This window comes from Stenotrophomonas sp. Sm2128 (genome assembly GCF_030985535.1).
GTDB lineage: Bacteria > Pseudomonadota > Gammaproteobacteria > Xanthomonadales > Xanthomonadaceae > Stenotrophomonas > Stenotrophomonas maltophilia.
Window position 1 is genome coordinate 1 of record NZ_JAPTFQ010000005.1, and the last position, 26,185, is coordinate 26,185.

General features: G+C 67.2%; 20 protein-coding genes. 8 read left to right on the forward strand and 12 right to left on the reverse strand.

Going from position 1 to position 26,185, the window contains the following annotated elements; translation table 11 throughout:
- Positions 1-78: 78 nt before the first annotated feature.
- The 7 genes from O0K41_RS02650 to creB form a co-directional block, all read right to left on the reverse strand.
- Positions 79-570: a Fur family transcriptional regulator gene (locus O0K41_RS02650; protein ID WP_164222626.1), complete on the reverse strand. Its 492-nt coding sequence runs from the start codon at positions 568-570 to the stop codon at positions 79-81.
- A gap of 34 nt (positions 571-604) precedes the next feature.
- Positions 605-2,008 carry a glutamate--tRNA ligase gene (gene gltX, locus O0K41_RS02655; protein ID WP_123958349.1) on the reverse strand — a complete coding sequence of 468 codons (1,404 nt, stop codon included), beginning with the start codon at positions 2,006-2,008 and terminating at the stop codon, positions 605-607.
- A 154-nt stretch (positions 2,009-2,162) separates the two neighbouring features.
- On the reverse strand, positions 2,163-3,740 hold the full coding sequence (locus O0K41_RS02660) for a M20/M25/M40 family metallo-hydrolase (RefSeq protein WP_049451881.1): 1,578 nt from the start codon (positions 3,738-3,740) through the stop codon (positions 2,163-2,165).
- A 169-nt stretch (positions 3,741-3,909) separates the two neighbouring features.
- On the reverse strand, positions 3,910-4,320 hold the full coding sequence (locus O0K41_RS02665; RefSeq protein WP_012479575.1) for a hypothetical protein: 411 nt from the start codon (positions 4,318-4,320) through the stop codon (positions 3,910-3,912).
- A 10-nt stretch (positions 4,321-4,330) separates the two neighbouring features.
- Positions 4,331-5,650, reverse strand: a complete 1,320-nt coding sequence (creD, locus tag O0K41_RS02670) for a cell envelope integrity protein CreD (RefSeq protein WP_164222623.1) — start codon at positions 5,648-5,650, stop codon at positions 4,331-4,333.
- Between the two features lie 81 nt (positions 5,651-5,731).
- Positions 5,732-7,192 carry a two-component system sensor histidine kinase CreC gene (gene creC / locus O0K41_RS02675; protein WP_049433040.1) on the reverse strand — a complete coding sequence of 487 codons (1,461 nt, stop codon included), beginning with the start codon at positions 7,190-7,192 and terminating at the stop codon, positions 5,732-5,734.
- Between the two features lie 3 nt (positions 7,193-7,195).
- On the reverse strand, positions 7,196-7,921 hold the full coding sequence (gene creB, locus O0K41_RS02680) for a two-component system response regulator CreB (RefSeq protein WP_005408684.1): 726 nt from the start codon (positions 7,919-7,921) through the stop codon (positions 7,196-7,198).
- Positions 7,922-7,956: 35 nt separating this feature from the next.
- Here creB and rlmJ point away from each other — a divergent pair, with 35 nt between their 5' ends.
- The 4 genes from rlmJ to O0K41_RS02700 all read left to right on the forward strand — a co-directional run bounded on the left by rlmJ (position 7,957) and on the right by O0K41_RS02700 (position 13,731).
- Positions 7,957-8,814 (forward strand): 23S rRNA (adenine(2030)-N(6))-methyltransferase RlmJ, encoded by an 858-nt coding sequence (rlmJ, locus tag O0K41_RS02685; protein WP_005408683.1) that lies wholly within the window; start codon positions 7,957-7,959, stop codon positions 8,812-8,814.
- Between the two features lie 95 nt (positions 8,815-8,909).
- A complete protein-coding gene (locus O0K41_RS02690; protein ID WP_004150340.1) occupies positions 8,910-9,455 on the forward strand; it encodes a GNAT family N-acetyltransferase in 546 nt (181 codons plus the stop codon).
- Positions 9,456-9,604: 149 nt separating this feature from the next.
- Complete coding sequence (gene mfd, locus O0K41_RS02695) at positions 9,605-13,069, forward strand: transcription-repair coupling factor (RefSeq protein WP_308304432.1); 3,465 nt, start codon at positions 9,605-9,607, stop codon at positions 13,067-13,069.
- 44 nt (positions 13,070-13,113) lie between these two features.
- Entirely contained in the window at positions 13,114-13,731 is a 618-nt protein-coding gene (locus tag O0K41_RS02700; RefSeq protein ID WP_005412694.1) for an HD domain-containing phosphohydrolase, read from the forward strand.
- Between the two features lie 335 nt (positions 13,732-14,066).
- Here O0K41_RS02700 and O0K41_RS02705 read toward each other — a convergent pair whose 3' ends face one another.
- Positions 14,067-16,160, reverse strand: coding sequence for a M13 family metallopeptidase (locus O0K41_RS02705; RefSeq protein WP_099605760.1), 2,094 nt, complete (start codon positions 16,158-16,160; stop codon positions 14,067-14,069).
- Between the two features lie 161 nt (positions 16,161-16,321).
- Positions 16,322-17,071 carry a 2,3-diphosphoglycerate-dependent phosphoglycerate mutase gene (gene gpmA / locus O0K41_RS02710; protein WP_005408679.1) on the reverse strand — a complete coding sequence of 250 codons (750 nt, stop codon included), beginning with the start codon at positions 17,069-17,071 and terminating at the stop codon, positions 16,322-16,324.
- Between the two features lie 94 nt (positions 17,072-17,165).
- Between gpmA and nfi the strand changes: the two genes are divergently transcribed.
- Positions 17,166-17,840 (forward strand): deoxyribonuclease V, encoded by a 675-nt coding sequence (gene nfi / locus O0K41_RS02715; RefSeq protein WP_111687033.1) that lies wholly within the window; start codon positions 17,166-17,168, stop codon positions 17,838-17,840.
- A 382-nt stretch (positions 17,841-18,222) separates the two neighbouring features.
- On the opposite strand, the gene O0K41_RS02720 is transcribed toward nfi, so the two are convergent.
- A complete protein-coding gene (locus O0K41_RS02720; protein ID WP_164222438.1) occupies positions 18,223-19,203 on the reverse strand; it encodes a cation diffusion facilitator family transporter in 981 nt (326 codons plus the stop codon).
- A gap of 221 nt (positions 19,204-19,424) precedes the next feature.
- Between O0K41_RS02720 and O0K41_RS02725 the strand changes: the two genes are divergently transcribed.
- Positions 19,425-20,351 (forward strand): hypothetical protein, encoded by a 927-nt coding sequence (locus tag O0K41_RS02725; protein ID WP_088436617.1) that lies wholly within the window; start codon positions 19,425-19,427, stop codon positions 20,349-20,351.
- A 45-nt stretch (positions 20,352-20,396) separates the two neighbouring features.
- Here O0K41_RS02725 and O0K41_RS02730 read toward each other — a convergent pair whose 3' ends face one another.
- The gene (locus O0K41_RS02730; RefSeq protein WP_049452113.1) at positions 20,397-22,646 is read right to left on the reverse strand and encodes a TonB-dependent siderophore receptor; all 2,250 of its coding nucleotides are present in this window, start codon (positions 22,644-22,646) and stop codon (positions 20,397-20,399) included.
- A gap of 288 nt (positions 22,647-22,934) precedes the next feature.
- Here O0K41_RS02730 and O0K41_RS02735 point away from each other — a divergent pair, with 288 nt between their 5' ends.
- Positions 22,935-24,350, forward strand: a complete 1,416-nt coding sequence (locus O0K41_RS02735) for a GGDEF domain-containing protein (protein WP_108270635.1) — start codon at positions 22,935-22,937, stop codon at positions 24,348-24,350.
- Between the two features lie 82 nt (positions 24,351-24,432).
- Here the strand turns inward: O0K41_RS02735 and O0K41_RS02740 are convergent, their stop codons facing one another.
- Positions 24,433-25,647, reverse strand: a complete 1,215-nt coding sequence (locus O0K41_RS02740; RefSeq protein ID WP_049451946.1) for an MFS transporter — start codon at positions 25,645-25,647, stop codon at positions 24,433-24,435.
- Between the two features lie 78 nt (positions 25,648-25,725).
- On the opposite strand from O0K41_RS02740, the gene O0K41_RS02745 reads away from it, so the two are divergent.
- Positions 25,726-26,175 carry a helix-turn-helix domain-containing protein gene (locus O0K41_RS02745; RefSeq protein WP_005408672.1) on the forward strand — a complete coding sequence of 150 codons (450 nt, stop codon included), beginning with the start codon at positions 25,726-25,728 and terminating at the stop codon, positions 26,173-26,175.
- Positions 26,176-26,185 lie beyond the last annotated feature (10 nt).

A 26,185-nucleotide genomic window follows, 5' to 3' on the forward strand; every position in this document is an offset into this window, starting at 1 on the left:
GTCAGATCCCTTTGCCACTGGCAAAGGGATCTGACCCCGTTTCCAAAATGCCGGCCAGCGGCCGGCACTACCGTTGCGTTAGCCGGCGCAGCGCGCGCAGAGGCCATGCACTTCCAGGGTCTGTGCCTGCGGCTGGAAGCCCAGCTCCTTGGCCCGCTTCTCCAACTCGGTGACGATCTCGCGGTCTTCCAGTTCCACCGCGCTGTGGCAGCTGTTGCAGATCAGGAAGGGCACCGAATGCGCGGCGCTGCTGGGATGGTGGCAGGCCACGAAGGCATTCACCGATTCCAGCTTGTGCACGAAGCCATTGGCCATCAGGAAGTCCAGCGCGCGGTACACGGTGGGCGGGGCGTCAGCGCCCACGCCCTTGCCGTTGCGTACCCATTCCAGCAGCTCGTAGGCCTTGACCGGCTTGCCGGCCTCGGCGATCAGCTTCAGCACGTTGGCGCGGATCGGGGTCAGGCGCAGCCCGCGTTCGCGCGAGACACGCTCGACCACCGCCACGAAATCCGATGCGTCGTGGACGTGGTGGTGCGGGGCGGTACAGGCAGTGGCGGTCTTGGCGGGCATGCGTGTTCTCCGGTTCGGGCCTGGCAAGGATGCCTCAGGCCGTTGCTACCTTGGTGATGGCCACATCAATGCGTTTCAAGGCCTGCTCGCGGCCGGCCAGGTATACGGTATGGGAAATGTCAGGACTGACCTGGGTGCCGGTGATGGCCACGCGCAGCGGCTGGGCGACCTTGCCCATGCCGATCTCCAGCGCTGCGGCCACGTCGTGCAGGGCGACGCCCACCGATTCGGCGGTCCATTCCGGCAACGCCGCCAGCAGCTCGCGGGCCTTGCCCAGCGCCACCTCGGCACCGGCCTTGAAGTGCTTGGCCACCGCCGCTTCGTCGTACTCGGTCAGCGGCTGGTACCAGACCACGGCCTTCTCGGCCATTTCCTTCAGGGTCTGCACGCGTTCACGCAGGGCGATCACCACGTCCTCCGGGGCCGGGCCAGCGGCCACGTCCAGGCCCAGCTTCTGCAGCTGGTAGACCAGGTGCGGCACGATCGCGGCCACGTCCTCGGTCTTCAGGAAATGCTGGTTGACCCAGCCCAGCTTGGCCATGTCCAGGCGCGAGGCCTTGGAATTGCAGTCCTTCACGTCGAACAGATCGATCAGTTCCTGGCGGCTGAACAGCTCCTGGTCGCCGTGCGACCAGCCCAGGCGGGCCAGGTAGCTCAGCAGCGCATCGGGCAGGTAGCCGGCGTCCTTGTACTGCATCACGTCGGCCGCGCCGGTGCGCTTGGACAGCTTGGCGCCCTGCTCGTCCAGGATCATCGGCATGTGGCCGAACTTCGGCACCGGGGCCCCGATGCCTTCGTACAGGTTGATCTGGCGCGGGGTGTTGTTGATGTGGTCGTCGCCGCGGATGACCTCGGTGATGCCCATGTCCCAGTCGTCCACCACCACCGCGAAGTTGTAGGTGGGGTAGCCGTCCGGGCGGAAGATGACCATGTCATCCAGCTCGCTGTTGGCGATCTCGATACGGCCCTTGATCAGGTCGTCGAACACCACAGTGCCGTCCAGCGGATTCTTGAAGCGGATGACACGGTTCGGGTCATCCTTGCGCGGCAGGCCCAGGTCACGCGCGGCACCGTTGTAGCGCGGCTTCTCCTGCCTGGCCATGGCGGCCTCGCGCATCGCGTCAAGCTCTTCGCGGGTCTCGTATGCGTAATACGCCTTGCCGTCGGCCAGCAGCTGTTCGGCCACTTCCAGGTAACGGGCGACGCGGTCGGTCTGGTAGATCGGGCCTTCGTCATAGTCCAGGCCCAGCCACTCCATCGCCTCCAGGATCGCGTCGATCGCGCCCTGGGTACTGCGTTCACGGTCGGTGTCCTCGATGCGCAGCACGAACTCACCGCCACGGTGGCGGGCCTCCAGCCAGCAGTACAGCGCAGTGCGGGCACCACCGATGTGCAGGTAGCCGGTGGGACTGGGGGCGAAGCGGGTGCGGCAGGTCATGGACGGCTCGAGGAACGGGAATCCCCCGATTTTACCAGCCCTCCGCCCCCGACGGAAAAAAGGGGACGGAGGGGATTAAGTCGCGATTGCCCAGCCGCTGGGCCTGCAACCGGGAAACGGAGGGGAGAAACGACTTAATCCCCTCCGTCCCCTTTTAGGGTTCCACCTTGCGCGGGAACGGCTGCTCGCGCATCGCGGCGTTGTAGGCGAACGAGGCGACGATGGCTGCGGCCTGCTTGAGGTCGTCCGGTTCGGCGTGGTCCCAGGTGTCCAGGTGGCTGTGGTGGACATTGGTGAAGTAGTCCAGCCGGTCCTGGATGAACTGGAAGCCCGGCAGGCCGATGCGGTCGAAGCTGATGTGGTCGGTGCTGCCGGTGTTGCGGGTGGCCACGGTGGTGGCACCCACGTCATGGAACGGCGCCAGCCAGGCTTCGAAGATCGGCATCGCCGCCAGGTTTTCCTGCGCATAGATGCCGCGGAAGCGACCCGAGCCGTTGTCCATGTTGAAGTAGACCTGGAACTTGCCGTAATCGCGGGTCTTCTGCAGCGCGCCGGTGGGCTCGCGCAGCGAGGCCGGCAGCGCCTTCTGCGCCGGGTCGGTGGGTTCCGGGAAACGACCGAAGTGCTTGGCCACATAGGCCTGCGAGCCGATCAGGCCCTGTTCCTCACCGCTCCACAACGCCACGCGGATGGTGCGCCTGGGCTTGGCGCCGGTGGCCTTGAGGATGCGCATCGCCTCCATCATCACCGCCACGCCAGCCGCGTTGTCGGCCGCACCGGTACCGCTGTGCCAGGAATCCAGGTGCGCGCCGATCATCACCACTTCATCGGGCTTGCTGCTGCCACGGATCTCGGCCAGCGTGTTGTAACCGGGCTGGTCGGCCTCATCGGTGAAGCGTGCTGCCACATCCACGCGCAGGCGCACCGTCTGCTTGGCCTCGAGCGCGCGCACCAGCGGATTGAAGTGCTCGCTGATCATCGCCAGCTCGGGGATGCCCACCGACTCGCCGGCCTTGCGCGAACCCCCACCGGCAACCCGGATGATGCCGTTGTCCCAGCTGCTGATGCTGATCGAGGCCAGCGCGCCCTCTTCCACGAAGAACGCATTGACCTTGGTCGCCAGCTGCTGGCGTTCCTGGTACTCCTTGACCCGCTTGGCACGCTCGGCGGTGGCGTCCTTGTCCTTGGGCAGGGTGAACTCCTGCAGGCCTTCCAGCGAGGTGGCGTCGTGGCGATGCGAATCCGCCTCGGTGCCGCGCTTGTACTCGCGGGCCTCGCCCAGCAGCAGGATCTTGCCGCGCAGCTTGCCGCGGTACTTCTCGATGTCTTCGGGCTTCTTGATCTCGACCTGGACCAGCTCGCCTTCAACCGGCCCCTTGGTGCCCGGCGTCCAGGCCTTGGGCAGTGCATGCAGCGGCTGCACGCGGTCGCCCAGCATCTCCACGCTCGCCGAAGTGAACTCCCAGCCGCGCCCGAAGTCGTCGAAGGCCTCGTCGTGGACGTTGTCCAGCTTCCATTCGTTGAACTTGCCGCGGGTCCAGGCGTTGGCGCGCCCCATCGCCGGCGAGTTGGTCAGGCGCGGGCCGATGCGCTCGGTGAGATAGCTGAAAGTGTCCATCACCTGCGAACGATGGAACGCCTCCTGGCGGATGCGGCTGACCATGTCCAGGTCCACCGTTTCGCGCTGCTGCGCTGCTGCATTGCCACCCATCGCCAGCGCTGCGGCCAGCATGCCCCACTTCAACACATCGCACCCCTGCCCTTCGGCTCGATCATCAACTCGTCGAGTCTAGCCAGCAGGGGCGCGGGGATACCGTCCCATCGGTCATGGGCGGGAGCGTGCGAACCAAGGTTCGCACCCACAACAGTAGATCCACGCCATGCGTGGATGAACAGCCCAATCACCCGCTCCACCCCAGCCACAACTGTGCCCGTTCCGGCAGCAGCAGCAACCAGTGCCGCCGGTCGATGCTGCTGCAGCCGTACACCGCCGCGTGTGCGGGCCAGTCATCCGGAAGGCCACCGATACCGATCTCGGCCAGCGCCTCCGCCCCGGCCTTCCATGGCCGGTAGCGCGGCACCCGGCCAGCCACCGCACCGCGTCCCTGCCGCGCGCCCTGCAGCCAGCGCAATCCCTGCCCCTGCAATCCTTCGCAGGTCACCGCCGCCAGCTGGAAGCGGACCAGGCCGGGGGCGATCCGCGCCCCCGGCAGGGCCGCCAGCACGCCATGTGCCTGCAGCAGCGCATCCACTTCCAGCAGGGCCGGAATGCCCTGCCGTGCCCGTTGCCGCAATCCCTGGCGCCAGCCCATGACCTGCTCCTTACTTCAGTTCCGCGCCAAGCGCGTACCAGTCGACCCGGCGCGTCACCCACATCGCCAGCGCCAGGATCACGAACAGCAGCAGCGAACCCATCAACAGCGCGTTGTTCTCCGACACCAGCAGGCCATACAGCGCGCCGTACAGCACGGTCAGCAGCGCAGCGAAGCCGAGACCGCGCTTCCAGTGGCCCAGCACATTGGCCAGGTACACCGCCTGCAGGCCGATACAGGCCACCGCCGAGACCAGATAGGCCTTCCAGAACGCGATGTGCTCGGACAGGCTGATCAGCAGCAGGAAGAAGATCGCCAGTGCCAGGCCCACCATCAGGTACTGCAGCGGGTGGATGCGCAGCGACTTGATCAGCTCGAACAGGATGAAGCCGACGAAGGTGAGCAGCACGAACAGCACGCCGTATTTCGAGGCACGGTCGGCCTGGGTGTAGGTATCGACCGGATCGACCAGCGACACCGTCACCGCCTGCGAGTCGACCGCACCATCATTGCGCAGCTGGCGCTGGGCATCGGAGGCCAGCGAGGACACCGCCCAGCGTGCATCGAAGCCCTGCGCATCAACGCGGCGTTCGTTGGGCAGGAACGCACCGCTGAATGACGGATGCGGCCAGCTCGAACGCAGCGCGATCTGGGTGTCATCGCCCACCGGCACCACCGACAGCATGCGGCTGCCATCCAGGCGCAGCTCCAGTTCAACCGTGCTGGCAGCCAGCGTGCCGCCCTGATCCGCAGCGAAACCGGCCACCGGTGCGTGCAGGCCTCGCCCCACCTCGCTGGCCGCGCCAACGCCCGGCAGCAACCGCAGCTGCTTGCCATCCACGCGCAGGTTCGGCGTACCCACCAGGCCCCGCACATCGGATACACCAACCGCGACATACGGCTGGCCGTAACTGCGGCCGGCCTTCACCGGATAGTCGTCTGCGGCGAAGGTCGCCTTCATCTGGCCGTTCCAGCTGTACACCGGTACCTTGAACAGGCCGACTTCGCGCTGGCTCGGCAGCATCTCGCCGCCCACCTCCAGCGACGCCGGCATCTGCAGCCAGTGCCCCTCGGTGACCTGTATCTCGGTCTTCTTGACGCCCAGTGGGTCGACCAGTTCAACCTGCTTGCGTTCCACCCATGGCACCACCCGCACCGGGCCCACCAGCTGCTGTGCACCGGCGCGGCTGTCGGCCACCCGCGAGAACGCCTCGTCGCGGTATGCGCTGCGTTCGTTGATGACCCCGCGGATCATGGTCAGCGGCACCAGCAGCAGCAGGATCAGCCCGCCGACAATGGCGAACCTCAGCAGCATCTTCAGGGATTTCATGGTCCATCCTCGTTTGAGAGGGCTGCAGGATGGACCGCTGGGGTGAGCAGGGTTTGTGGCGAATTTGAAGCGAGTGTGAAGTCAGCGGCGCGGGCGCTGGCCCGGCGCACCCGATGGCAGCCACAGGCTGGCCACGGTGCCGCCGCCCTCGCGGACGTCGACACTGGCGCGTCCATCGTGCAGGCGCGCGACTTCCTGCACGAATGGCAGGCCCAGGCCGGAACTGCGCCGCCCGCTGCCGGGCCGCGCCAGCGAATAGAAGCGTTCGAACACCCGTTCGCGCGCATAGTCCGGGATGCCGGCGCCGCGGTCGGCCACCTGCAGGCGCACGCCCTGTCCATCCACCTCGGCCTGCAGCGCGATCTCCGCGCCGGACGGCGAGAAGGCAATCGCGTTGTCGATCAGGTTGTGCAGCGCCTGCCGCAGCAGGTAGCCGTCGCCCTGCACCCGCAGGTCGGGCACGTTGCCGATGTGGACCCGCACACCGGCCGCCTGTGCACGCACCTGCGCGGCCGCGGCCGCATCGGCCAGCAATGCCGGCAATGCAATCGGGTCGCGGGTCTGCAGCCAGCCGTGCTGTTCCACTTCGGCCAGCGCCAGCAGCTTGTCGATGGTCTCGGTCAGCCGCTCCTGCTGATCGACAATGCTGCGCGCGAAATGCACGCGGTCCGCTTCGGGCAACGGCTCCTGCAGCAGTTCGGCGGCACCGCGGATCGCCGCCAGCGGGCTCTTCATCTCGTGCGTCAGCGACTGCACGTACTGCTCGACGTAGGCCTTCCCTTCGAGCTTGCGGCGCATCGTTTCCAGCGCCTGGCCGAGATCGCCGATCTCGTCGCGGCGGCGCCGTGGTGGTGGCACCGGTTCGCCCGCGCTGACCGCGCGTGCGTAGCGGCTGAGCTGGCCGAGGCCAGTGGTCAGCCACATCGTCACCAGCACGCCGACCAGCGCCGACAATCCGATGAGCCAGGCACCGCGCTCGATGATGGCGCGCTGGCTGGCAGCGATGAACGGATCAATGCTGCGGTTGGGCTGGGCCAGGCTGAGCACGCCGATCAGGGTGCGGCCATCGGCCGGGTCGTATACCGGCGCCGCCACATGCATCACCGTATCGCCTTCCTCGCCCGGAATCTCGGGGCTGGAACGGGCACCGTACTCGCCACGCAGGGTGCGGTAGACATCATTCCAGCGCGAATTGTCGCGGCCAAGGTCACGGCCAAGCGAGTCGTAGATGACGATGCCCTTGGCATCGGTGATGGTCACCCGGTAATCCAGCGAGCGCTTCGGGAAACGCCAGACCATTGCCTTCAGGTCGCGCTGCCGTGCCTTGGCCAGGTTGCGGGTGAAGCTGCCGCTGCGGATGGTGCCGTCCTTGACGTCGGCGGCGGCCATCTCGGCCAGCACGTTGGCCGCATCGACCAGGGTCGATTCCATCGCCTGGCGCACACCCGGCTTCACTTCGTTGACGAACACGCGCATCACGAAGAAGGCCGCGATGCCGGTGATCAGGAAGAAGCCCAGGAACAGCTTCAGCACCAGGCGCATCGGCTAGACCTCCAGCGCGTAGCCAAGGCCACGGTGGGTGCGGATCGGGTCGTCGCTGGCACCGGCCGCGCGCAGCTTGGCACGCAGCGTCTTTACATGGGTATCGACGGTGCGGTCGGCACTGTCGGCGCTGCTGTCCCAGCCACGGTCCATCAGCTGGGCACGGCTGAGGATGGCACCGGGTCGCTGCAGCAGCGCCTCCAGCAGCGCGTACTCGTAGCGGGTCAGATCCAGTGCCTGGCCACGGAAGCGGATGCGCCGGCCTTCGCGGTCGATGGCGAACGCGCCATGTTCCTGCCAGCCTGCATCGGCGCTGGGCGCTGCGATGACCGGCGCCGCACGGCGCAGGCGTGCACGCACCCGCGCCACCAGCTCGCGCGGCGAGAACGGCTTGGTCATGTAGTCGTCGGCGCCCAGCTCCAGGCCGAGCACGCGGTCCACTTCATCATTGCGGGCGGTCAGGAAGATCACCGGCAGCTGCGCCGCCGGCCCGGGCTGCGCGCGCAGGCGCCGGCACACCTCGAAACCGCCCAGGTCGGGCAGGCCCACGTCCAGCACCACCACGTCGATATCCCCGGCCTGCAGCCGCTGCAGCGCCTCCCCGCCGAGCAGGCAGTGGCTGGCGGCATAGCCCTCGCTGCGCAGCGCATAGAGCACGGTTTCGGCGATGGCGGCTTCGTCCTCGACTACCAGGACATGGGCAACGGGAGCTGTCATGGCGCGCAGCATAGCCGCTGCGGCCGCCGCCCCGTACACTGCCGCCCATGAACTATCGCCACGCCTTCCATGCCGGCAACCACGCCGATGTGCTCAAGCACATCGTGCAGCTGGCCCTGATCGACAGCTTCAAGCGCAAGGACAGCCCGTTCTTCGTGCTCGACACCCACGGCGGTGCCGGCCGCTACCTGCTGGCCAGCGAAGAGAGCCGCAAGACCCTGGAGGCCGAATCCGGGATCATGCGGCTGATGGCCCAGCCCAAGCTGCCGGAGGTGGTCGAGCGCTACCTGAAGGCGGTCCAGGCCGACAACCCGGTGGGAGCGCTGACCAACTACCCGGGCTCGCCGCTGCTGAGCGCACAGGCGATGCGCGCGCAGGACCGGATGGCGGTCTGCGAGCTGCAGGAAGCCGAAACGGCCACGCTGAAGGCCCTGTTCGCCCATGACAGCCGCGTCGATGTGCGCGCTGGCGATGGCTATGCCCTGCTGCGCTCGCTGCTGCCGCCGAAGTTCAACGGCAGCAAGATCGGTCGTGGCCTGGTGCTGATCGATCCGCCGTACGAGGCGCAGGACGCCGAATACCAGAACATCCTGGCTGCCCTGGCCGAGACCCTGGCACGCTGGCCGCAGGCCACCTGTGCGGTCTGGTTCCCGATCAAGCAGCGCCGCACCATCCTGCATTTCCTGCGCAAGGCCACTGCCCTGCCGGTCAAGTCGGCGATGACGATCGAGTTCCTGGTGCGCCCGGACGACTCGCCGCTGCGCCTCAACGGCAGCGGCATGCTGTTGCTCAACCCGCCGTGGCAGTTCGACCGGGTGGTCGGCCCGGCCCTGCCGGCGCTGCGCCAGCACCTGGGCGAACCGGGGGCCAGCACCCGCCTGGATTGGCTCAAAGCCCCCGAATAACGGCCTTCACGAGGCTGTACCGCCGTGAGCCTTTCGTTCACGGAATGCAGCCCCGGTGATGCCACAATCGATGGACCACCAAGGAATCACCCGGTATGGCCACTCGCAACCGCATGCCGCCCTGGCATGAGATCTTCAAGGCTCCCAGCGGCCACGAGCTGCTGATCCGCCCCATCCGCCCGGAAGACGGCGCACCGCTGCAAGCGGCGTTCAGCCTGTTCGGGCCGGAAGAAATCCGTGATCGTTTCCTGCAGGCGGTGACCGAGCTGTCACCGGAAACCACCCAGCGCCTGACCCACCCCAATCCCAAGACCGAGATCACCCTGGTCGCAGCCGAGTCCCTGCCCGCTGGCGAAGCGGTGGTCGGCGCGGTCGCCCGGGCCTCGATCATCCCCGGTACCCGTGAAGCCGAGTACGCGATCCTGATCAGCCGCTTCCTCATTGGCCAGGGCCTGGGCCGGCAGCTGATGCGCAAGCTGGTGAAGTGGGGCCGCGGCAAGTACCTCGACCGCCTGTACGGCGACGTTGCCGCCGAGAACGAGCCGATGAAGCAGCTGGCCGCCTCGCTGGGCTTCAAGCCGGTGCCGCACCCGACCGGTGCCGAAGGCCTGGTGCGGATGGTGCTGGAGCTGGACAACTGACGGATGCGCCGGGCCCTGCCCGGCCATGCCTCCCGGTAGTGCCGGCCGCTGGCCGGCATTGTGTTCCCCCAACGGCACGTGAGGCCGTCGGCAAACGGCCGGCACGACCCACCGGGCTTCGATCGGGCTTCTGCTAAAATCTGGGGTCCATGTCGCGTACCTCATACCCCGCCCCGCCGCTGCCGCGCGCCGGCCAGCTCCGCGCCTGGTGGCGCGCCCCCGCCTCGCCGACCGCCCTGGCCTGGTACCTGGCCCAGGCCGCGCGTGCGCATGACGCCCCGCTGCTGGTGATCGCCCGTGACAACCACGGTGCCAACCAGCTCGAAGCCGACCTGCAGACCCTGCTTGGCGGTGACCCGGCCCTGCCGGTGGTCGCCTTCCCGGACTGGGAAACCCTGCCCTACGACCGCTTCAGCCCGCATCCGGACATCATCTCGCAGCGCTTGTCCGCCCTGCACCGCCTGCCGGCGCTGAAGCGCGGCCTGGTGATCGTGCCGGTGCAGACCCTGCTGCAGCAGCTGGCCCCGCGCAGCTATGTGATCGGTGGCAGCTTCGACCTGAAAGTCGGCCAGCGCCTGGACCTGGAAGCCGAGAAGCGTCGCCTGGAAAGCGCCGGCTACCGCAACGTGCCGCAGGTGATGGACCCAGGTGACTTCGCGGTGCGCGGCGGCCTGCTCGACGTGTTCCCGATGGGCGCCGACGAGCCGCTGCGGGTAGAACTACTGGACGAGGACATCGACTCGATCCGTGCCTTCGATCCGGAAAGCCAGCGTTCGCTGGACAAGGTCGAGGCGGTGCACATGCTGCCCGGCCGCGAAGTGCCGATGGACGAGGCCAGCATCGCACGCGTGCTGGCCACGCTGCGCGAGCGTTTCGATGTGGATACCCGGCGCAGTTCGCTGTACCAGGATCTGAAGTCCGGGCTGGCCCCGGCCGGCGTCGAGTACTACCTGCCGCTGTTCTTCGAACGCACCGCGACCCTGTTCGACTACCTGCCCGACGGCAGCCTGCCGGTGGTCTGTACCGGTGCGTATGAAGCGTCCGTCGCGTTCTGGGCGCAGACCGCGGACCGCTATGAGCAGCGCCGCCATGATGTGGAGCGCCCGCTGCTGCCGCCTTCGGCGTTGTACCTGCCGCCGGAGCTGCTGCGCGAGCGCCTGAACGATGCCCCGCGCATCGAGGTGTGGTCGGCTGACCACGCGCGCATCGCCGATGCCCATGCGCTGGGTGACCAGCCGCTGCCGCCGCTGCCGGTGGCCGCGCGCGAGGCCCCCGCTGGCGACGCGCTGAAATCCTTCCTCGGCCACTATCCGGGCCGGGTACTGATCGCCGCCGATTCGCCCGGACGTCGCGAGGCCCTGCTGGAAGTGCTGCAGGCCGCCGAGCTGAAGCCGCCGGTGGTGGCCGACCTGCCCAGCTTCCTCGCCGACGATGCGCGCTTCGCGATCGCGGTGGCACCGCTGGAAGATGGCTTCGCACTGGACGATCCGCGCATCGCGGTGCTGACCGAGCGCCAGCTGTTCCCCGAGCGCGCCGGCAGCACCCGCCGCACGCGCCGTGCCGGCCGCGAGCCGGAAGCGATCATCCGCGACCTCGGCGAGCTGACCGAGGGTGCACCGATCGTGCACGAGGACCATGGCGTCGGCCGCTACCGTGGCCTGATCGCGATGGACGTCGGCGGCATGCCCGGCGAGTTCCTCGAAATCGAATACGCCAAGGGCGACCGCCTGTATGTGCCGGTCGCCCAGCTGCACCTGATCAGCCGCTACTCCGGCGCTTCAGCGGAAACCGCGCCGCTGCATTCGCTCGGTGGCGAGCAGTGGAGCAAGGCCAAGCGCAAGGCCGCCGAAAAGGTGCGCGACGTCGCTGCCGAACTGCTGGAGATCCAGGCCCGCCGCCAGGCGCGTGCCGGCCTGGCACTGCAGGTGGACCGTGCGATGTACGAGCCGTTCGCAGCCGGATTCCCGTTCGAGGAAACCCCCGATCAGCTGGCCGCCATCGACGCCACCCTGCGCGACCTCGCCAACAGCCAGCCGATGGACCGTGTGGTCTGCGGCGACGTCGGTTTCGGCAAGACCGAGGTGGCGGTGCGTGCGGCATTCGCCGCCGCCAGTGCCGGCAAGCAGGTGGCCGTGCTGGTGCCGACCACGCTGCTGGCCGAACAGCATTACCGCAACTTCCGCGACCGCTTCGCCGATTACCCGCTGAAGGTCGAGGTGCTGTCGCGCTTCAAGAGCACCAAGGAGATCAAGGCCGAGCTGGAAAAGGTCGCTGCCGGCACCATCGACGTCATCGTCGGCACCCATCGCCTGCTGCAGCCCGACGTGAAGTTCAAGGACCTGGGCATGGTCATCGTCGACGAAGAGCAGCGTTTCGGCGTGCGCCAGAAGGAAGCCCTGAAGGCGCTGCGCGCCAACGTGCACCTGCTGACCCTGACCGCCACGCCGATCCCGCGCACCTTGAACATGGCCATGGCCGGCCTGCGCGACCTGTCGATCATCGCCACGCCGCCGCCGAACCGGCTGGCGGTGCAGACCTTCATCACCCAGTGGGACAACGCGCTGCTGCGCGAAGCCTTCCAGCGCGAGCTGGCACGTGGCGGCCAGCTGTACTTCCTGCACAACGACGTGGAAAGCATCGGCCGCATGCAGCGCGAGCTGTCCGAGCTGGTGCCGGAAGCGCGCATCGGCATCGCCCACGGGCAGATGCCCGAGCGCGAGCTGGAAAAGGTGATGCTGGACTTCCAGAAGCAGCGCTTCAACGTGCTGCTGTCGACCACGATCATCGAATCGGGCATCGACATCCCCAACGCCAACACCATCATCATCAACCGCGCCGACCGCTTCGGCCTGGCCCAGCTGCACCAGCTGCGTGGCCGCGTGGGCCGTTCGCACCACCGTGCCTACGCCTACCTGATCACCCCCGACCGCCGCGCGATCACCCCCGACGCTGAGAAGCGCCTGGAAGCGATCGCCTCGATGGACGAACTGGGCGCCGGCTTCACCCTGGCCACGCACGATCTGGAGATCCGCGGTGCCGGCGAACTGCTCGGCGAGGACCAGAGCGGGCAGATGGCCGAGGTCGGCTTCAGCCTGTACACCGAGCTTCTGGAGCGCGCGGTTCGCAGCATCAAGCAGGGCAAGCTGCCCGACCTGGATGCCGGCGAGGAAGTGCGTGGTGCCGAGGTCGAGCTGCATGTGCCGGCACTGATCCCGGAAGACTACCTGCCGGACGTGCACACCCGCCTGACCCTGTACAAGCGCATTTCCAGCGCGCGTGACAGCGATGCACTGCGCGAACTGCAGGTGGAGATGATCGACCGCTTCGGCCTGCTGCCGGATGCGGCCAAGCACCTGTTCGCCATCGCCGAGCTGAAGCTGAAAGCCAACACGCTGGGCATCCGCAAGCTGGACCTGGGTGAGAACGGCGGCCGCATCGTGTTCGAGTCCAAGCCGAACATCGATCCGATGGCGGTGATCCAGCTGATCCAGAAACAGCCAAACCTCTATGCCATGGAAGGGCCCGACAAGCTTCGCATCAAGCATCCTCTGCCGTTGCCGGAGGACCGCTTCAACGCGGCCCGCGCCCTTCTGACCACCCTCGCCCCGGGTTGATCGCCCCCGAACACCCCGCACCGGTCCCCACCCGGTGCGGGCGGATGACCATGTTTCCTGACGCCGTACCCGCCCCCGACCTGCTGCATGCACAGGCCTGCCTGATCGATGCCCTCTCGATGTCGCTGCAGATGCGCGACGCTTATACCCGCCACCATTGCGACCGCGTTGGCCTGCTCGCGCAGCGCCTGGCCACGCACTGCGATCTGGATGACGAGGCCAGTGCGCAGATCGGTCTGGCCGCACGCTTCCATGACATCGGCAAGATCGGCATTCCCGATGAGGTGCTGCTGGCCCCGCGCCGGCATACCGATGAGGAGCGCGCAATCATGCGCGAGCATCCGGTGCGCGGTGAACACATCTTCCTGGCCACCGGCCGCAGCGACGCGGCACCGGTTGCGCGGCTGATCCGCGCCCATCACGAGGCGTTCGATGGCAGTGGCTATCCCGATGGGCTGCGCGGCGAGAGCATTCCGTTGGGCTCACGCATCGTCACCGTTGCGGATGCCTATGACGCGATGACCAGCGTGCGTCCCTACCGTGCCGCGATGGAACACGAGACGGCTCTGCGCATCATCGACGAGCAATCTGGTGGCCTGATCGATCCTTACGTTCTGCAACGCTTCCATCGCCTGCTGGCGCAGGAACCCGAGCTGGCCTGAGATCTTCCCGCACGTGAAACGACCCGCCGGGTAGAGTCGACTGTTAGTCGACTGCCCTTCGTCCAGATCGAGAAAATCCCGCGCTGCGCGCGATAGTCGACCAACGGTCGACTCTACCAAGCGGATTCCGTCGAACCGGTTGGTCGACTCCCGGCACGTGAAACGCCCGGCGGTAGAGTCGACTGTTAGTCGACTGCTCTTCGGATCGAGAAAATCCCGCGCTGCGCGCGATAGTCGACTGACACTCGACTCTACCCGTCCGCTCATCGCTATCGGCCTGGAAAACAAAAGGCCCGGCGTTCGCCGGGCCTTTCGCACGCATCACGGGTGATCGATTACCAGATCACCACGCGCTTGTCGTCGGCACGCACCATCGCGTCGCCGGCCTTGCACTGGAACGCCGCAGAGAAGGACGGCATGTTCGACGGTGCACCGTTGGCTCGGAAGTTGGCCGGCGCATGCGGGTCGGTGTTCAGGCGTACGCGCAGCTCACCGTCGGTGAAGTTGCGGCGCCACACGGTGGCCCAGTTCATGAAGAAGCGCTGGTCCTGGCTGTGGCCATCCACTTCCACATTCGCCTTCGGGTCTTCCTTCAGCGCCATCTGCAGTGCGTCGTAGGCCACGGTCAGGCCACCCAGATCGCCGATGTTCTCGCCCAGGGTCAGCTTGCCCTTCACGAACACGCCCGGCACCGACTCGTAGCCATCGAACTGTGCAACCAGCTGGTCGGTACGCTCGGTGAAGGCCTTGCGGTCGGCGTCGGTCCACCAGTTGTCGAAGTTGCCGTTGGCGGCGAACTGGCTGCCCGAGTCGTCGTAGCCGTGCATCATTTCGTGGCCGATGACCGCACCGATGCCGCCGTAGTTCAGCGCCGGATCGGCCTTGGCGTCGAAGAACGGCGCCTGCAGGATCGCCGCCGGGAACACGATCTCGTTTTTGGTGGCGTTGTAGTAGGCGTTGACCGTCTGCGGGGTCATGCCCCACTCGGTCTTGTCCACCGGCTTGCCGATCTTGTCCAGCATGTAGCGGTAGTTGAACGCACGCGCTGCCTGCATGTTGCCGAGGTAGCTGTCGCCGTTGGTCTGCAGGCCCGCCCAGTCACGCCACTTGTCCGGGTAGCCGATCTTCGGGGTGAAGCTGGCCCACTTTTCCAGTGCCTTCTTCTTCGTTTCCTCGCCCATCCACGGCAGCTGCTCCAGACGCGCCTTCAATGCCTGCGACAGGTTCTCCACCAGGTGCTGCATGGCCACCTTCGACTCGGCCGGGAACACGGCGTCGACGTACAGCTGGCCAAGGGCTTCACCCATGCCACCGTTGACCGACTCCAGCACGCGCTTCCAGCGCGGCTGCATTTCCTGCTGGCCGCGCAGGGTCTTGCCATAGAACTCGAAGTTGGCCTTCTCGAACTGGCTGCTCAGGTACGGCGAGGCGTCGTCGATGGTGTGGAAGCGCAGGTAGGCCTGCCAGGTGCTGGCCGGCACATCGGCCAGCATCTTGTCCATTTCACCGAAGAAGCCCGGCTGGGCCAGCGAGAACTTCTGTGCGGCCGGCACCTTCAGGGTGTCGAACAGCGCGGTCCAGCTGAAGTTCGGGGTCAGCTTGTCGGCGTCTGCGGCGCTGAGCGGGTTGTAGCGCTTGGCCGGGTCACGCATTTCGATGCGCGACATCGAGGCCTTGGCCAGGCGGGTTTCAAAGGCCATCACGGCCTTGGCCTGCTCGGCGGCCTGCGCGGCGTCCACGCCGGACAGGGTCAGCACCTGCGCGATGTAGGCCACGTAGGCGTCGCGGATCTTGGCCTGCGCATCGTCGAAGTAGTAGCCCTTCTCCGGCAGGCCCAGGCCGCCCTGGCCGACGTAGGCGATGACGTTGGCCGAATCCTTGTAATCAGCATTGGCAAACAGCGAGAACAGCACGCCCTTGCCCTCGGCCTGGCTGTCGCGCAGGTACTGGGTGATGGCGGCGGTATCGTTCAGCGCGGTGATCTTGTCCAGCTGCGGCTGCAGCGGCGCGAGGCCGGCGGCTTCGATCTTGGCTTCGTCATTGCCGGTCTTCCAGATGTCACCGATCTTGGCTTCCACCGAGCCGGCCTTGGCCTGGCTGGCGGCGGCCTGCTGCACCAGCGCGTGCTGCACTTCCAGCGAGCGCTCGCGCAGGATCTCGAAGCTGCCCCAGGTGGTCTGGTCACCCGGCACCGGGTTGGCCTTCAGCCACTTGCTGTTGACGAAGCCATTGAGGTCGGTACAGGCCGAGATGGCCGGATCGAGGTCGGCGCTGTTGAGCGAGATCAGCGGCGTCTTGATCTGCGACAGGTCGAAGGCCGGTTTGGCGTCGGCACCGGCCGCCGGTGCGGTTTCGTTCTTGCCACAGGCCGCCAGCGAGGCAGCGATGGCGATGGTCAGGCCCAGCGGGACCAGGTTGCGGACGTTCATGAGGCTCTCCTGCGGGTAATTTCACAGGGTAGCCGGGGAGGCCCACGACAGGGACCGGCCAAAGGTCACAGGGGGAACGCCCGTGGTCGCAAGCGGGTGTGTGCAGACCGTTGGTCCGCACACACCCAGCAGAAGAATACCCACCAACGGTGGGTATCTACTTATTTCGCCTTGCCCTGGTTGGCCACGGCTTCAGCAGCCTTGCGCGCCGCTTCCGGGTCGCCCAGGTAGCGGAACGACTGCACCGTCAGGTCGTCGTTCAGTTCGAACAGCAGCGGGATGCCGGTCGGGATGTTCAGCTCGAGGATTTCCTCGCGCGAGACATTGTTGAGGTACTTGTACAGCGCGCGCAGCGAGTTGCCGTGGGCGGTGACCAGCACGGTCTTGCCGTCCTTCAGCTGCGGCGCGATCGCGTCGTGCCAGTACGGCAGCACGCGATCCAGGGTGGTGGCCAGCGATTCGGTGCCCGGCAGCGCGTTGCGGTCCAGGCCGGCGTAGCGGCGGTCATGGATCGGGTGGCCCGGATCTTCCAGCTCCATCGGCGGCGGCGGGATGTCGTACGAACGGCGCCACACCTTGACCTGCTCCTCGCCGTGCTTGGCGGCGGTCTCGGCCTTGTCCAGGCCCTGCAGGCCGCCGTAGTGACGCTCGTTGAGGCGCCAGGACTTGTTCACCGGCAGCCAGTCCTGCTCCAGCTCGGCCAGCGCACCCTGAAGGGTGTGGATGGCGCGCTTCAGTACGGAGGTATGGGCGACGTCGAACTGCAGGCCTTCCTCGCGCATCAGGCGACCGGCGGCGGCCGCTTCCCGGCGCCCCTGCTCGGTCAGGTCGACATCGACCCAGCCGGTGAAGCGGTTGTCCAGGTTCCACTGGCTCTGGCCATGGCGCAACAGTACGAGTTTACGGGTCACTGCAGGGTCTCCAACGCGAGGAAAGGCAGGCCGCCATTGTAGCCCCGGCTGCCGCTCACCGGGCCGTGGCGCCGCGCATGCGATGCTCCAGCCAATGAACACGGTGATCGACCCCGGGCGCTGGGAAGGCAGCGTCGCCGCTGCCCGCGCGCAGCAGACCCAGCTTGCCAGCCGCGTGGAGCGCCAGGACCGCCTGCCCAACGACGTGCGCTGGCTGGCCGGGCTGGATGTGGGCTTTGAGGACAACGGTGCCACCACCCGCGCCGCAGCGGTCCTGCTGGATGCGAAGACATTGCAGCCCGTGGCGCAGGTAATAGCGCGCATTCCCACGGTGATGCCGTACATTCCCGGCCTGCTCAGCTTCCGGGAGTTGCCAGCTCTGCTGGCCGCACTGGCGCTGCTGCCACGCACGCCGGAACTGGTGTTCGTCGATGGCCACGGCATCAGCCATCCGCGCCGGCTGGGCGTGGCCGCGCATCTGGGCGTGGTCACCGACCTGCCCAGCATCGGTGTGGCCAAGTCGAAACTGGTCGGCCGCTTCGTCGAACCGGGCACCGAGGCCGGCGCGCATACGCCGCTGCTCGATGGCGATGAGCAATTGGGTTGGGTGCTGCGCAGCAAGCTGCGCTGCAAGCCGCTGTTCGTGGCCGGTGGCCATCGGGTCAGTGCCGATACCGCGCTGGACTGGGTGCAGCGCACCCTGCGCGGTTACCGGCTGCCGGAGCCGACCCGGCTGGCGGATCGGCTGGCCTCGCGACGGGACGAATGACCTTCGCTGTTCTCGACGGATGCAACCTGCGCGGTCGTGTCGGGACGACAGGGTAGAGTCGATCGTCAGTCGACTATCACGCACAGCGCGGGCTTCGTCGCAGCCTCGCTGCGAGAGCAGTCGGCTGACAGTCGCCTCTACCAAGGCGGTGCCACCCCGCTGGTTTCGTAGCAGACTCTGCATGGCGGCCTCCTGCCGGAACCGACCCACCTGGCCTCGCGACAGGGTAGTGTCGACTGACAGTCGACTAACGCGCGCAGCGCGGGCTTCGTCGCAGCCCCGCCGGAGAGCAGTCGACTAACAGTCGACTCTACCAAGCCGGTTTCGCCCGGTCGGTTTCGCCCGGCCGGTTTCACCCGATCCGCGTGACGGCATATCCCATTCAACGATGCACGTGGCCGCGATGGCCCTGCGCGTCCTCGCCGTGGTCATGGCGTTCATGGGCCTCGTGCTCACCGCCCTTGGCCGGCGCCGGTTCACCACAGGCTTCGCCGCAGTGGTCCGCTTCAAGCTGCAGTGTCACGTGCTCGATGCCGAAGTCATCGTGCAGGCGCCCGCTCAGCTCACGGCGCAGCGCATCGGCATCGGTGCCGTCGCGCATCACGACATGCGCGGTCAGCGCCGGCGTGCTGGAGGCCAGCGCCCACACGTGCAGGTCATGCACGTCCATTACCGCGGCGTGGCTGGACAGGCTGTCGCGCACCTTGGCCACGTCCATGCCCTTGGGCACGCCTTCCAGCAGCACGTTGATCGCCTCGCGCATCAGCACCCAGGTGCGCGGCAATACCCACAGGCCGATCAGCACCGCCAGGATCGGATCGATCGGCTTCCAGCCGGTGAACTGGATCAGCACCGCACCCGCAATCACCGCCACCGAGCCGAGCATGTCCGCCCATACTTCCAGGTAGGCGCCCTTCACGTTGAGGCTCTCGCCGCTGCCGGCCTGCAGCAGGCGCATCGAGATCAGGTTGATGACCAGGCCGGCCGAGGCGATCACCAGCATGCCGGTGGAGGCGATCTCCTGCGGCTTGCTGAAGCGCCCGACGGCTTCCCACAGGATGTAGCCGGCAACCACGAACAGCATCGCGCCGTTGATCATTGCGCCCAGCGCTTCCAGGCGCGCATAGCCGTAGGTGCGACGCGCATCCGGCGGGCGCCGGCTCAGCCGCACCGCGACCAGCGCGATCATCAGGGCCAGCGCGTCGGTGGCCATGTGTGCCGCGTCGGACAACAGCGCCAGGCTGTTGGTCCAGAACGCGCCCACCACTTCGACGAGGAGGAAGGTGGAGGTCAGGCCGAGCGCCCACCACAGGGGTTTCTCGTGGCGGATCTCGGATGGCAGGTGATCGTGGTCGTGGCCCATGGCAACAGCTCCTTTGCGATGGAGGCAGGCTACGCCGGCGGCCGTGGGGAAACTATCACGGTGTTTATAACATTGCAGACTGCACGTCGCGGCTCGCCGCAGCTTGCGCCCGTGCCGGGCCACACTATGATGACCACATCCCCTCTGGACGGGGAACGGGCAGCCAGACCGCTTCGGCGTTGCGGCCCGCAATGGACACCCAAGCACAAGGAATCCGGAACATGTGGACTACCAAGACCCCCTGGGTCGCCGTCGCCGTGGCCTTCACGCTGGGCGTGGCCGCAAGCGCCTCGGCCAAGACCTGCCAGCAGAACTTCCAGGCGGTAGGCGACCCCCGCAATGGCCAGTTTTTCACCTCCGAGGTCACCCTTCCCGGCCTGAAGCCCCGCAGTGCGCTGGGCCAGCTGCGCAAGGCGGCACTCGACGAAGGCAACAACTTCGTCAGCGGAGATGTCATCACCGAGACCGAAGGCCAGATGTACGTGCTGCAGACCGACACCAAGATGCCGCTGGTCAGCATCATCACCGCCTCCAATGGCGGCAACGTGGTGGTCGGTACCAAGCTGTCACGCGGGCAGACCGCCAAGGAAGAGGACGCACGCAGCGCGCTGTGTGGCTGGCTGGACAAGCTCAAGACCGGCCCCGAAGGCGAGGCGATCGCGGAAGCCGTGCGTGTCTCCAGCGGTTTCGACAAGCCGATCCAGGCCACTGCGGTCGGCATGTCCACCGAAATGGGCAAGGACGCCAAGCGGCTGCAGCGGGAAATCAACACCGCACCGCTCAGGGCGCTGTTCTCCGGCACCAGCACCCCGCCGGATACCGATGCGATGTACCAGCCGTTGCTCGTCAAGTATTTCGGCCGTCGTTTCATCATCGATGGCCAGGTGTACACCGCCCAGCCCAACCGCTTTGCCAAGACCTTCGAGGTGGGCTATCTGGTCACCAAGATGAAGGGCATCGGTGGCATCGGCGGGCGCCAGTCGAACGACGACAACAATGCCAACTTCACCGTGCACTGTGCGCTCGCGCCGGATCAGATGGCGCTGGGCGCCACCCTGCGCGAGAACGACTGGGTGAAACTGGAAGGCGTGGTCGACAAGATGGACACCGGTGGCGTCCACCTGCGCGATTGCCGGCAGGTGAAGTAGCCTTCAGGCTGCGCCGGGGAACGCCCCGGCGCAGGCCTCATCGGGTCAGAACCCGAAGCGCAGGCTGGCCCAGTACGCGCGGCCCGGCTCGTTGTAGGTCGCCGCGCCGGCATCGCTGCTGTTGGCCTCGCGGAACAGGCGCTTGTCGGCCAGGTTGTTCACGCCGAAGCCGAAGCTGACCGTCTCGGTCACCTTGTAGCGCGCGCTCACGCCCCAGATGTTGTACGCACCGCGATCCTGCAGTGCGATCGATGGGTCGCAGGTGCCGGTGCAGCGCGGATCATTGTTGATGTTGGTGGTGGCCGGCTTCTGCTTGCCGTAGAACGTGCCGGTCAGCAGCAGCGACAGCTTGTCGGTGGCCTGCCAGTCCAGCATCGTGTTGACGGTGTACTTCGGAATCACCGACAGCGGCTGGCCGGTGCGCTTGTTCTCGTTCTCCACCATGTAGGTGAAGTTGTTGCTCCACTTCAGGCGGTTGCCCTGCTCGCCCAGCAGCGGGATCACCAGGTTGCCTTCCAGCCCCTGCACGATCGCCTTCGGCGCGTTCTCCCAGCGGAAGATGCGGCCCCTGGTGTCGGCAGTCAGGCCGATCTGGGTGTAGCCGGCCTGGATCTTGTCCTTGTAGTCGTTATGGAAGTACGTCAACGAGGCCTGCCAGCCGCTCTGCGGTGCCCACTCGATGCCGAGTTCCTTGTTCAGGCTGGTTTCCGCCTTCAGGTCCGCATTGCCGCGCATGTAGCAGCCGGCGCCCAGGCTCGGCAGTGCATTCGGGCAGCCATTGCCACGGGTGTAATACAGATAGTCCGGATTCGACTGGTACAGGTTCGGCGCCTTGAACGCCCGGGCGATGCCGCCCTTCACCACCCAGTCGCCGTTGATGCGGAACTGCGCGTTGAGGCTGGGGCTGGTGTTGTTGCCGAACTGGCTGTGGTGGTCGAAGCGCAGGCCCGGGGTAACGATCCAGCGCTCACCCAGGTAGATGTTGTCTTCGACGAACACGGCGGTGGTCTGCGCATCGGCCTTGCCCCGCGCACGATCGGCCGACAGCCCCGGGATGCCGCCGCCGCTGCTGCTGGACTGGCTCATCGAGTACGGGTCGGTCAGGCGGCTGTCCAGGTATTCAAAGCCAAGCGTCCAGATGTTCTCGGCACCACCCAGCGTGGTCGGGAAGCTCACTTCGCCGTCCAGCTGGTAGTTGCGCAGTCGCGAGGTCGACCAGTCGGTGCCGTTGAAGCTGCCTTCCGGGCCACCGGCCAGGCCTTCGTTGATGCGTGAGTTGTTCACCGCCTCCACCGCAGCTGTCACCCGCGAGGTCACGTCGCCCCAGCGGCCACGATGGGTGATCGCGCCGGTGTTGCGGTACATGCGGTTGGTCTCCGCTTCGCCCTCGGCCAGTGCCGCCAGGTCAACGCCGGTCGAGGTACCGGTGGTGCTGACCGCGCGGTCGCCAGCGTAGATGTTGCCCTGGCGGCTGGTGCCGGCTTCGAACTCCACCACCTGGTTGGCGGTCACGTCCCAGCGCAGCAGCGCGTTGACATCGCGGTTCTTGACGCCCTCGCGGCCGGCCGGTGGCACCGCGTTGGGGTTGGTAGCGTACTGGCGGTTGAGCTCCAGCGAGTCCGCGTCGGTCTTGTTGAGATTGCCGTACAGGCGGAACGACAGCGTGTCGGTCATCGGCCCACTCAGCTGCAGGCCGACGCGTTCGCTGCCACCTTCGGCGCTGTGTTCGGGCACCAGCCCATACAGGTCCACCGCACCGGTCAGGTCACCGGTCGGGCGCTTGGTGATGATGTTGACCACGCCGCCGGAGGCACCGGAGCCATAGCGTGCCGCCGCCGGGCCGCGCAGCACTTCGATGCGCTCGATCATTTCCGCCGGCACCCAGTTGGTGTCACCGCGGGTATTGCGCTCGCCGCTGCGTCCCATGCGCACGGCATCGCGTGCGCCGATGCGCTTGCCATCGACCAGGATCAGGGTGTTTTCCGGGCCCATGCCACGCAGGTCGATCTGGCGGTTGTTGCCGTACTGCCCCGAGGCGCTGTTGCCGGTCAGGTTGACGCCCGGCATGGTCCGCAACAGCTCGGCGATGTCGTTGGCTGGCGGGCGCCGGGCGATATCCTCGGCGGTGATGGTCGAGGTACCCAGTGCCTGGCGCGCGATCTGCGAGGCGGTGACGTGCACCGTGTCGATGTCGGTGGCGTCGGTTTCGGCCTGGGCGGTCAGGGCGCTGCCCGCCAGCAGGGCGGCGACGGCAAGCGCCAGCGGGCGCGGTGAATGGACAACGGCAGGAGACATGATCAGGACCTTCTGGCAGGGCTGCGGGGCCTCTGGCAAAGGGCTTGAGGCAACGACGAGGGGGGGAGGCGGAGCCGTCCTGCAGGCACCTGCAGCCCGCTCCGTGCGCGCATTCTCCCATCAATGCGAGTGATTCTCAAATGCGTTCACTCATTGCCGCAGCGGCGTCGATGTGCTTTGCGCACCGTGCAAGCCTGCACCGCGCGTAAACTGGCCGGCTACCCCGCCATCAACCGTATGCCACCGCGGCCGATACCCATGGTTTGCCGTACGCAGTCAGAGATCGACGTGGAACCACCCCAACTGGACGATGCCAGCCAGCCGCTGGCCGAGGCCTGGCAGCAATGCCTGCTACAGGCCGGCCCTGCCGCCACCGCGCTGCTCAACGCCGCTGCCACCGATGCCCCACCCGCGCTGGCCCAGCGCTTTTACGAAGTGCTGCTGCAGGACGGGCGCGCACGCCGCTTCCTGTCCCACGACCAGGTCAAGCAGCGCCTGCAGCCGGCCATGCAGCGCTGGCTGGTACAGCTGCTGACCACCGACGCCGCTGGCATCGCCACCACGGTCGCCTCGCAGCGGGTGATCGGCGACGTACACGCACGGGTCGGCATCCCGGTCGACCTGGTCACCCGCGGTGCGCGCGTGCTCAAGCACGAGCTGTTCGTGCGCCTGCGCGCCGACGCGCCCGACAGCGCGACCGCGTTCGCCGCCATCGCCTGCCTCAGCGCGATCATGGACATCGCCATGGAAGGCATGACCCTGGCCTACACCCATGCGCGCGAGCGCTCCACCCGTGCCGACGCCGCCTACCGGCTGTTCTCGCTGGTACAGAACGTCGGTACCGAACGCGAGCGCCAGCGCGCATTGCTGCTGGACTGGGAGAACGCCCTGCTCTACGCCCTCGCCGGCCACGTGCAGGCCAGCGACAACGCCAGCCTGGCCACCTCGGAGTTCGGCCTGTGGTTCACCCACAAGGGCATCCCCAGCTTCGGCGAAAGCAGCGAAACGCAGCAGGTGGGCCAGTTGATGGCCCGCATTGACGGCCACCTGCAGCGCGCGAGTGGCGATGCTCCGGCGCAGCGACTGGCGGTGCTGCCGGCCATCCGCGAGGACCTGGCCGCCATCCGCACCCTGATGACGCTGCTGTTCGAGCGCATCGGCGAACTGGATGCCGGCAGCGACGCGCTGACCAACCTGCTCAACCGTCGCTTCCTGCCCACCGTGCTGCGCCGGGAAATCGAGCTGGCCACGCGCAACCGCACACCGTTCTCGCTGCTGCTGCTCGACCTGGATCATTTCAAGGCAATCAACGACGGCCATGGCCACGATGCCGGCGACCGTGCGTTGCAGCACGTGGCCGGCCTGCTCGGCCAGCTCACGCGTGGCAGCGACTACCTGTTCCGCTATGGCGGCGAAGAATTCGTGGTGGTGCTGGTGGCCGCCAGCGAGTCGCAGGCGACCGTGATCGCCGAGAACCTGCGCCGACAGATCGCACAATCACCGGTAGCACTGGCCAATGGCCAGGTGCTGGAGCTGACCGCCAGCATCGGCGTGGCCGGTCACGATGGTCATCCGGACTACGAGCGGTTGATGGCACGTGCCGACGCCGCGATGTACGAGGCCAAGCGCAGCGGCCGCAACCGCGTGGTGGTCGCCAGCGCGGACCTGCAGGAAGCCCCGGGGCGGCGTGCACTGCAGCGATGACGGCAGGACAGGTAGAGTCGACCGCTGGTCGACTATCGCGCGCAGCGCGGGATTTTTCGCCGTCGGAACGAAGAGCAGTCGACTAAAAGTCGACTCTACCGGTTCGCGCGCCAGCCGCTGCTTTCACCGCCCCCACCCGCCATGCTGCCCACCACAGCAGCGCCAGCAACGCGATGCCTGCCCCCAGCAGGCACACGGCAGGCCAGCCATGCCGCACCTGCATCCAGGGCCCCGCCGCCGCGCCTGCACCACTGCCCAGTGCATAGAACAGCATGTACAACGCCACCAGGCGCCCATGCTGTTCTGCCGGTGCACGCAGCAACAATGCCTGGTTCGAGACATGCAGTGCCTGGCCGCCGAGGTCGAGCACGACCACCCCCAGCAGCAGCAAGGACAGCGAATGCGGGAGGCCCAGCAGCGGCCACCACGCGACCAGCATCAACAACAGCGCGCCGAGGCTGACCCGATGCGCGAAACCACGGTCCATCCAGTGTCCGACCCGCGCCGCCATGAGCGCACCGACCACGCCGGCCAGGCCGAGCGCGCCGATGGTTGCGGTCGACCAGTGCAGCGGCGGTGCCGACAGCGGCAAGGGTGCCGCCGCCCAGAACACATTGAGGCCGGCAAACAGCAGCAATGCCAGCGGCCCGCGCTCGCGCAGCGTTCGATCGCGGCGCAGCATGCCCAGCATCGAGCCCAGCAGCTCGCGCCAGCGTGGAGGGACCGACGGCACCGGTACTGCGGGCAGGCGCCGCCACAGCAGCGCCGCCAACGCTGCCATCACCACCGCTGACAGCAGGTAGACCCTCTGCCAGCCAAAGGCCGCCGCCACCGTACCGGACACCACGCGCGCCAGCAGCAGGCCGATGAACACGCCGCCCTGCACCACACCGACCACGCGACCGCGCTGCTCGGGCGGTGCCAGCATGGCGGTATAGGCAATCAGGCCCTGGGTCAGCGCGGTGCCCAGCAGGCCTGCCAGCAGCATGCCCGACAACAGCCAGCTCGCCGTGCGTGACGCCGCCAGCCACAACAGGGCCAGCACCAGCGCGATCAACTGCAGCCGCAGCAGGCGTCGCCGGTCGCCGCGGTCTGCCAGCGGCAGCAGGCCAAGCAATGCCAGCACGCTGCCGGCCTGGGTGGCAGCCAGCACTGCGCCGGCCACCGCCCGGTCCAGCGCAAAGGCGCGTGCAAGCTGATCCAGCAGCGGCTGCGCGTAGTAGACGTTGGCGACGCTGGCGCCGGCGGCAGCCGCAAGCAGGACCAGCAGCGGGCGGGGAAGCGATGTGGCACTCATCATATGGTTGCACTTTGAAAACAGATGCAGGCTATCGCCATTGGTTTTAAACTGCAACCACATTCGGAGATACCCAGCATGCACGCCGACAGCCCCTGCCCTGTAGCCCGCAGTGCCGACCTGCTCGGTGACCGCTGGGCATTACTGGTGATCCGCGACGCGTTCGACGGCATCACCCGCTTCGGTGATTTCCAGCGCAGCCTCGGCGCGGCGCGCAACATCCTCAGCGACCGCCTGCGCCGGCTGGTCGAGGCCGGCATCCTGCAGCTGCAGCCAGCCTCCGATGGATCGGCCTACCAGGAGTACGTGCTCACCGCCGCAGGCCTGGAACTGTTCCCGCTGCTGGTCGCACTGCGCCAGTGGGGAGAGCGCCATCGCTTCGGTGCAGGCGAAGCCCATTCGCAGCTGATCGAATTGGCGACGCGGCGGCCGCTGCCCTACATGCAGCCGCGCGGGCGCGATGGCCAGCCGCTTCAGCCCACTGCCACCCGCGTGCGCAAGCTCAAGGACGACGGGCGCGACACCTGATCCGCCCATT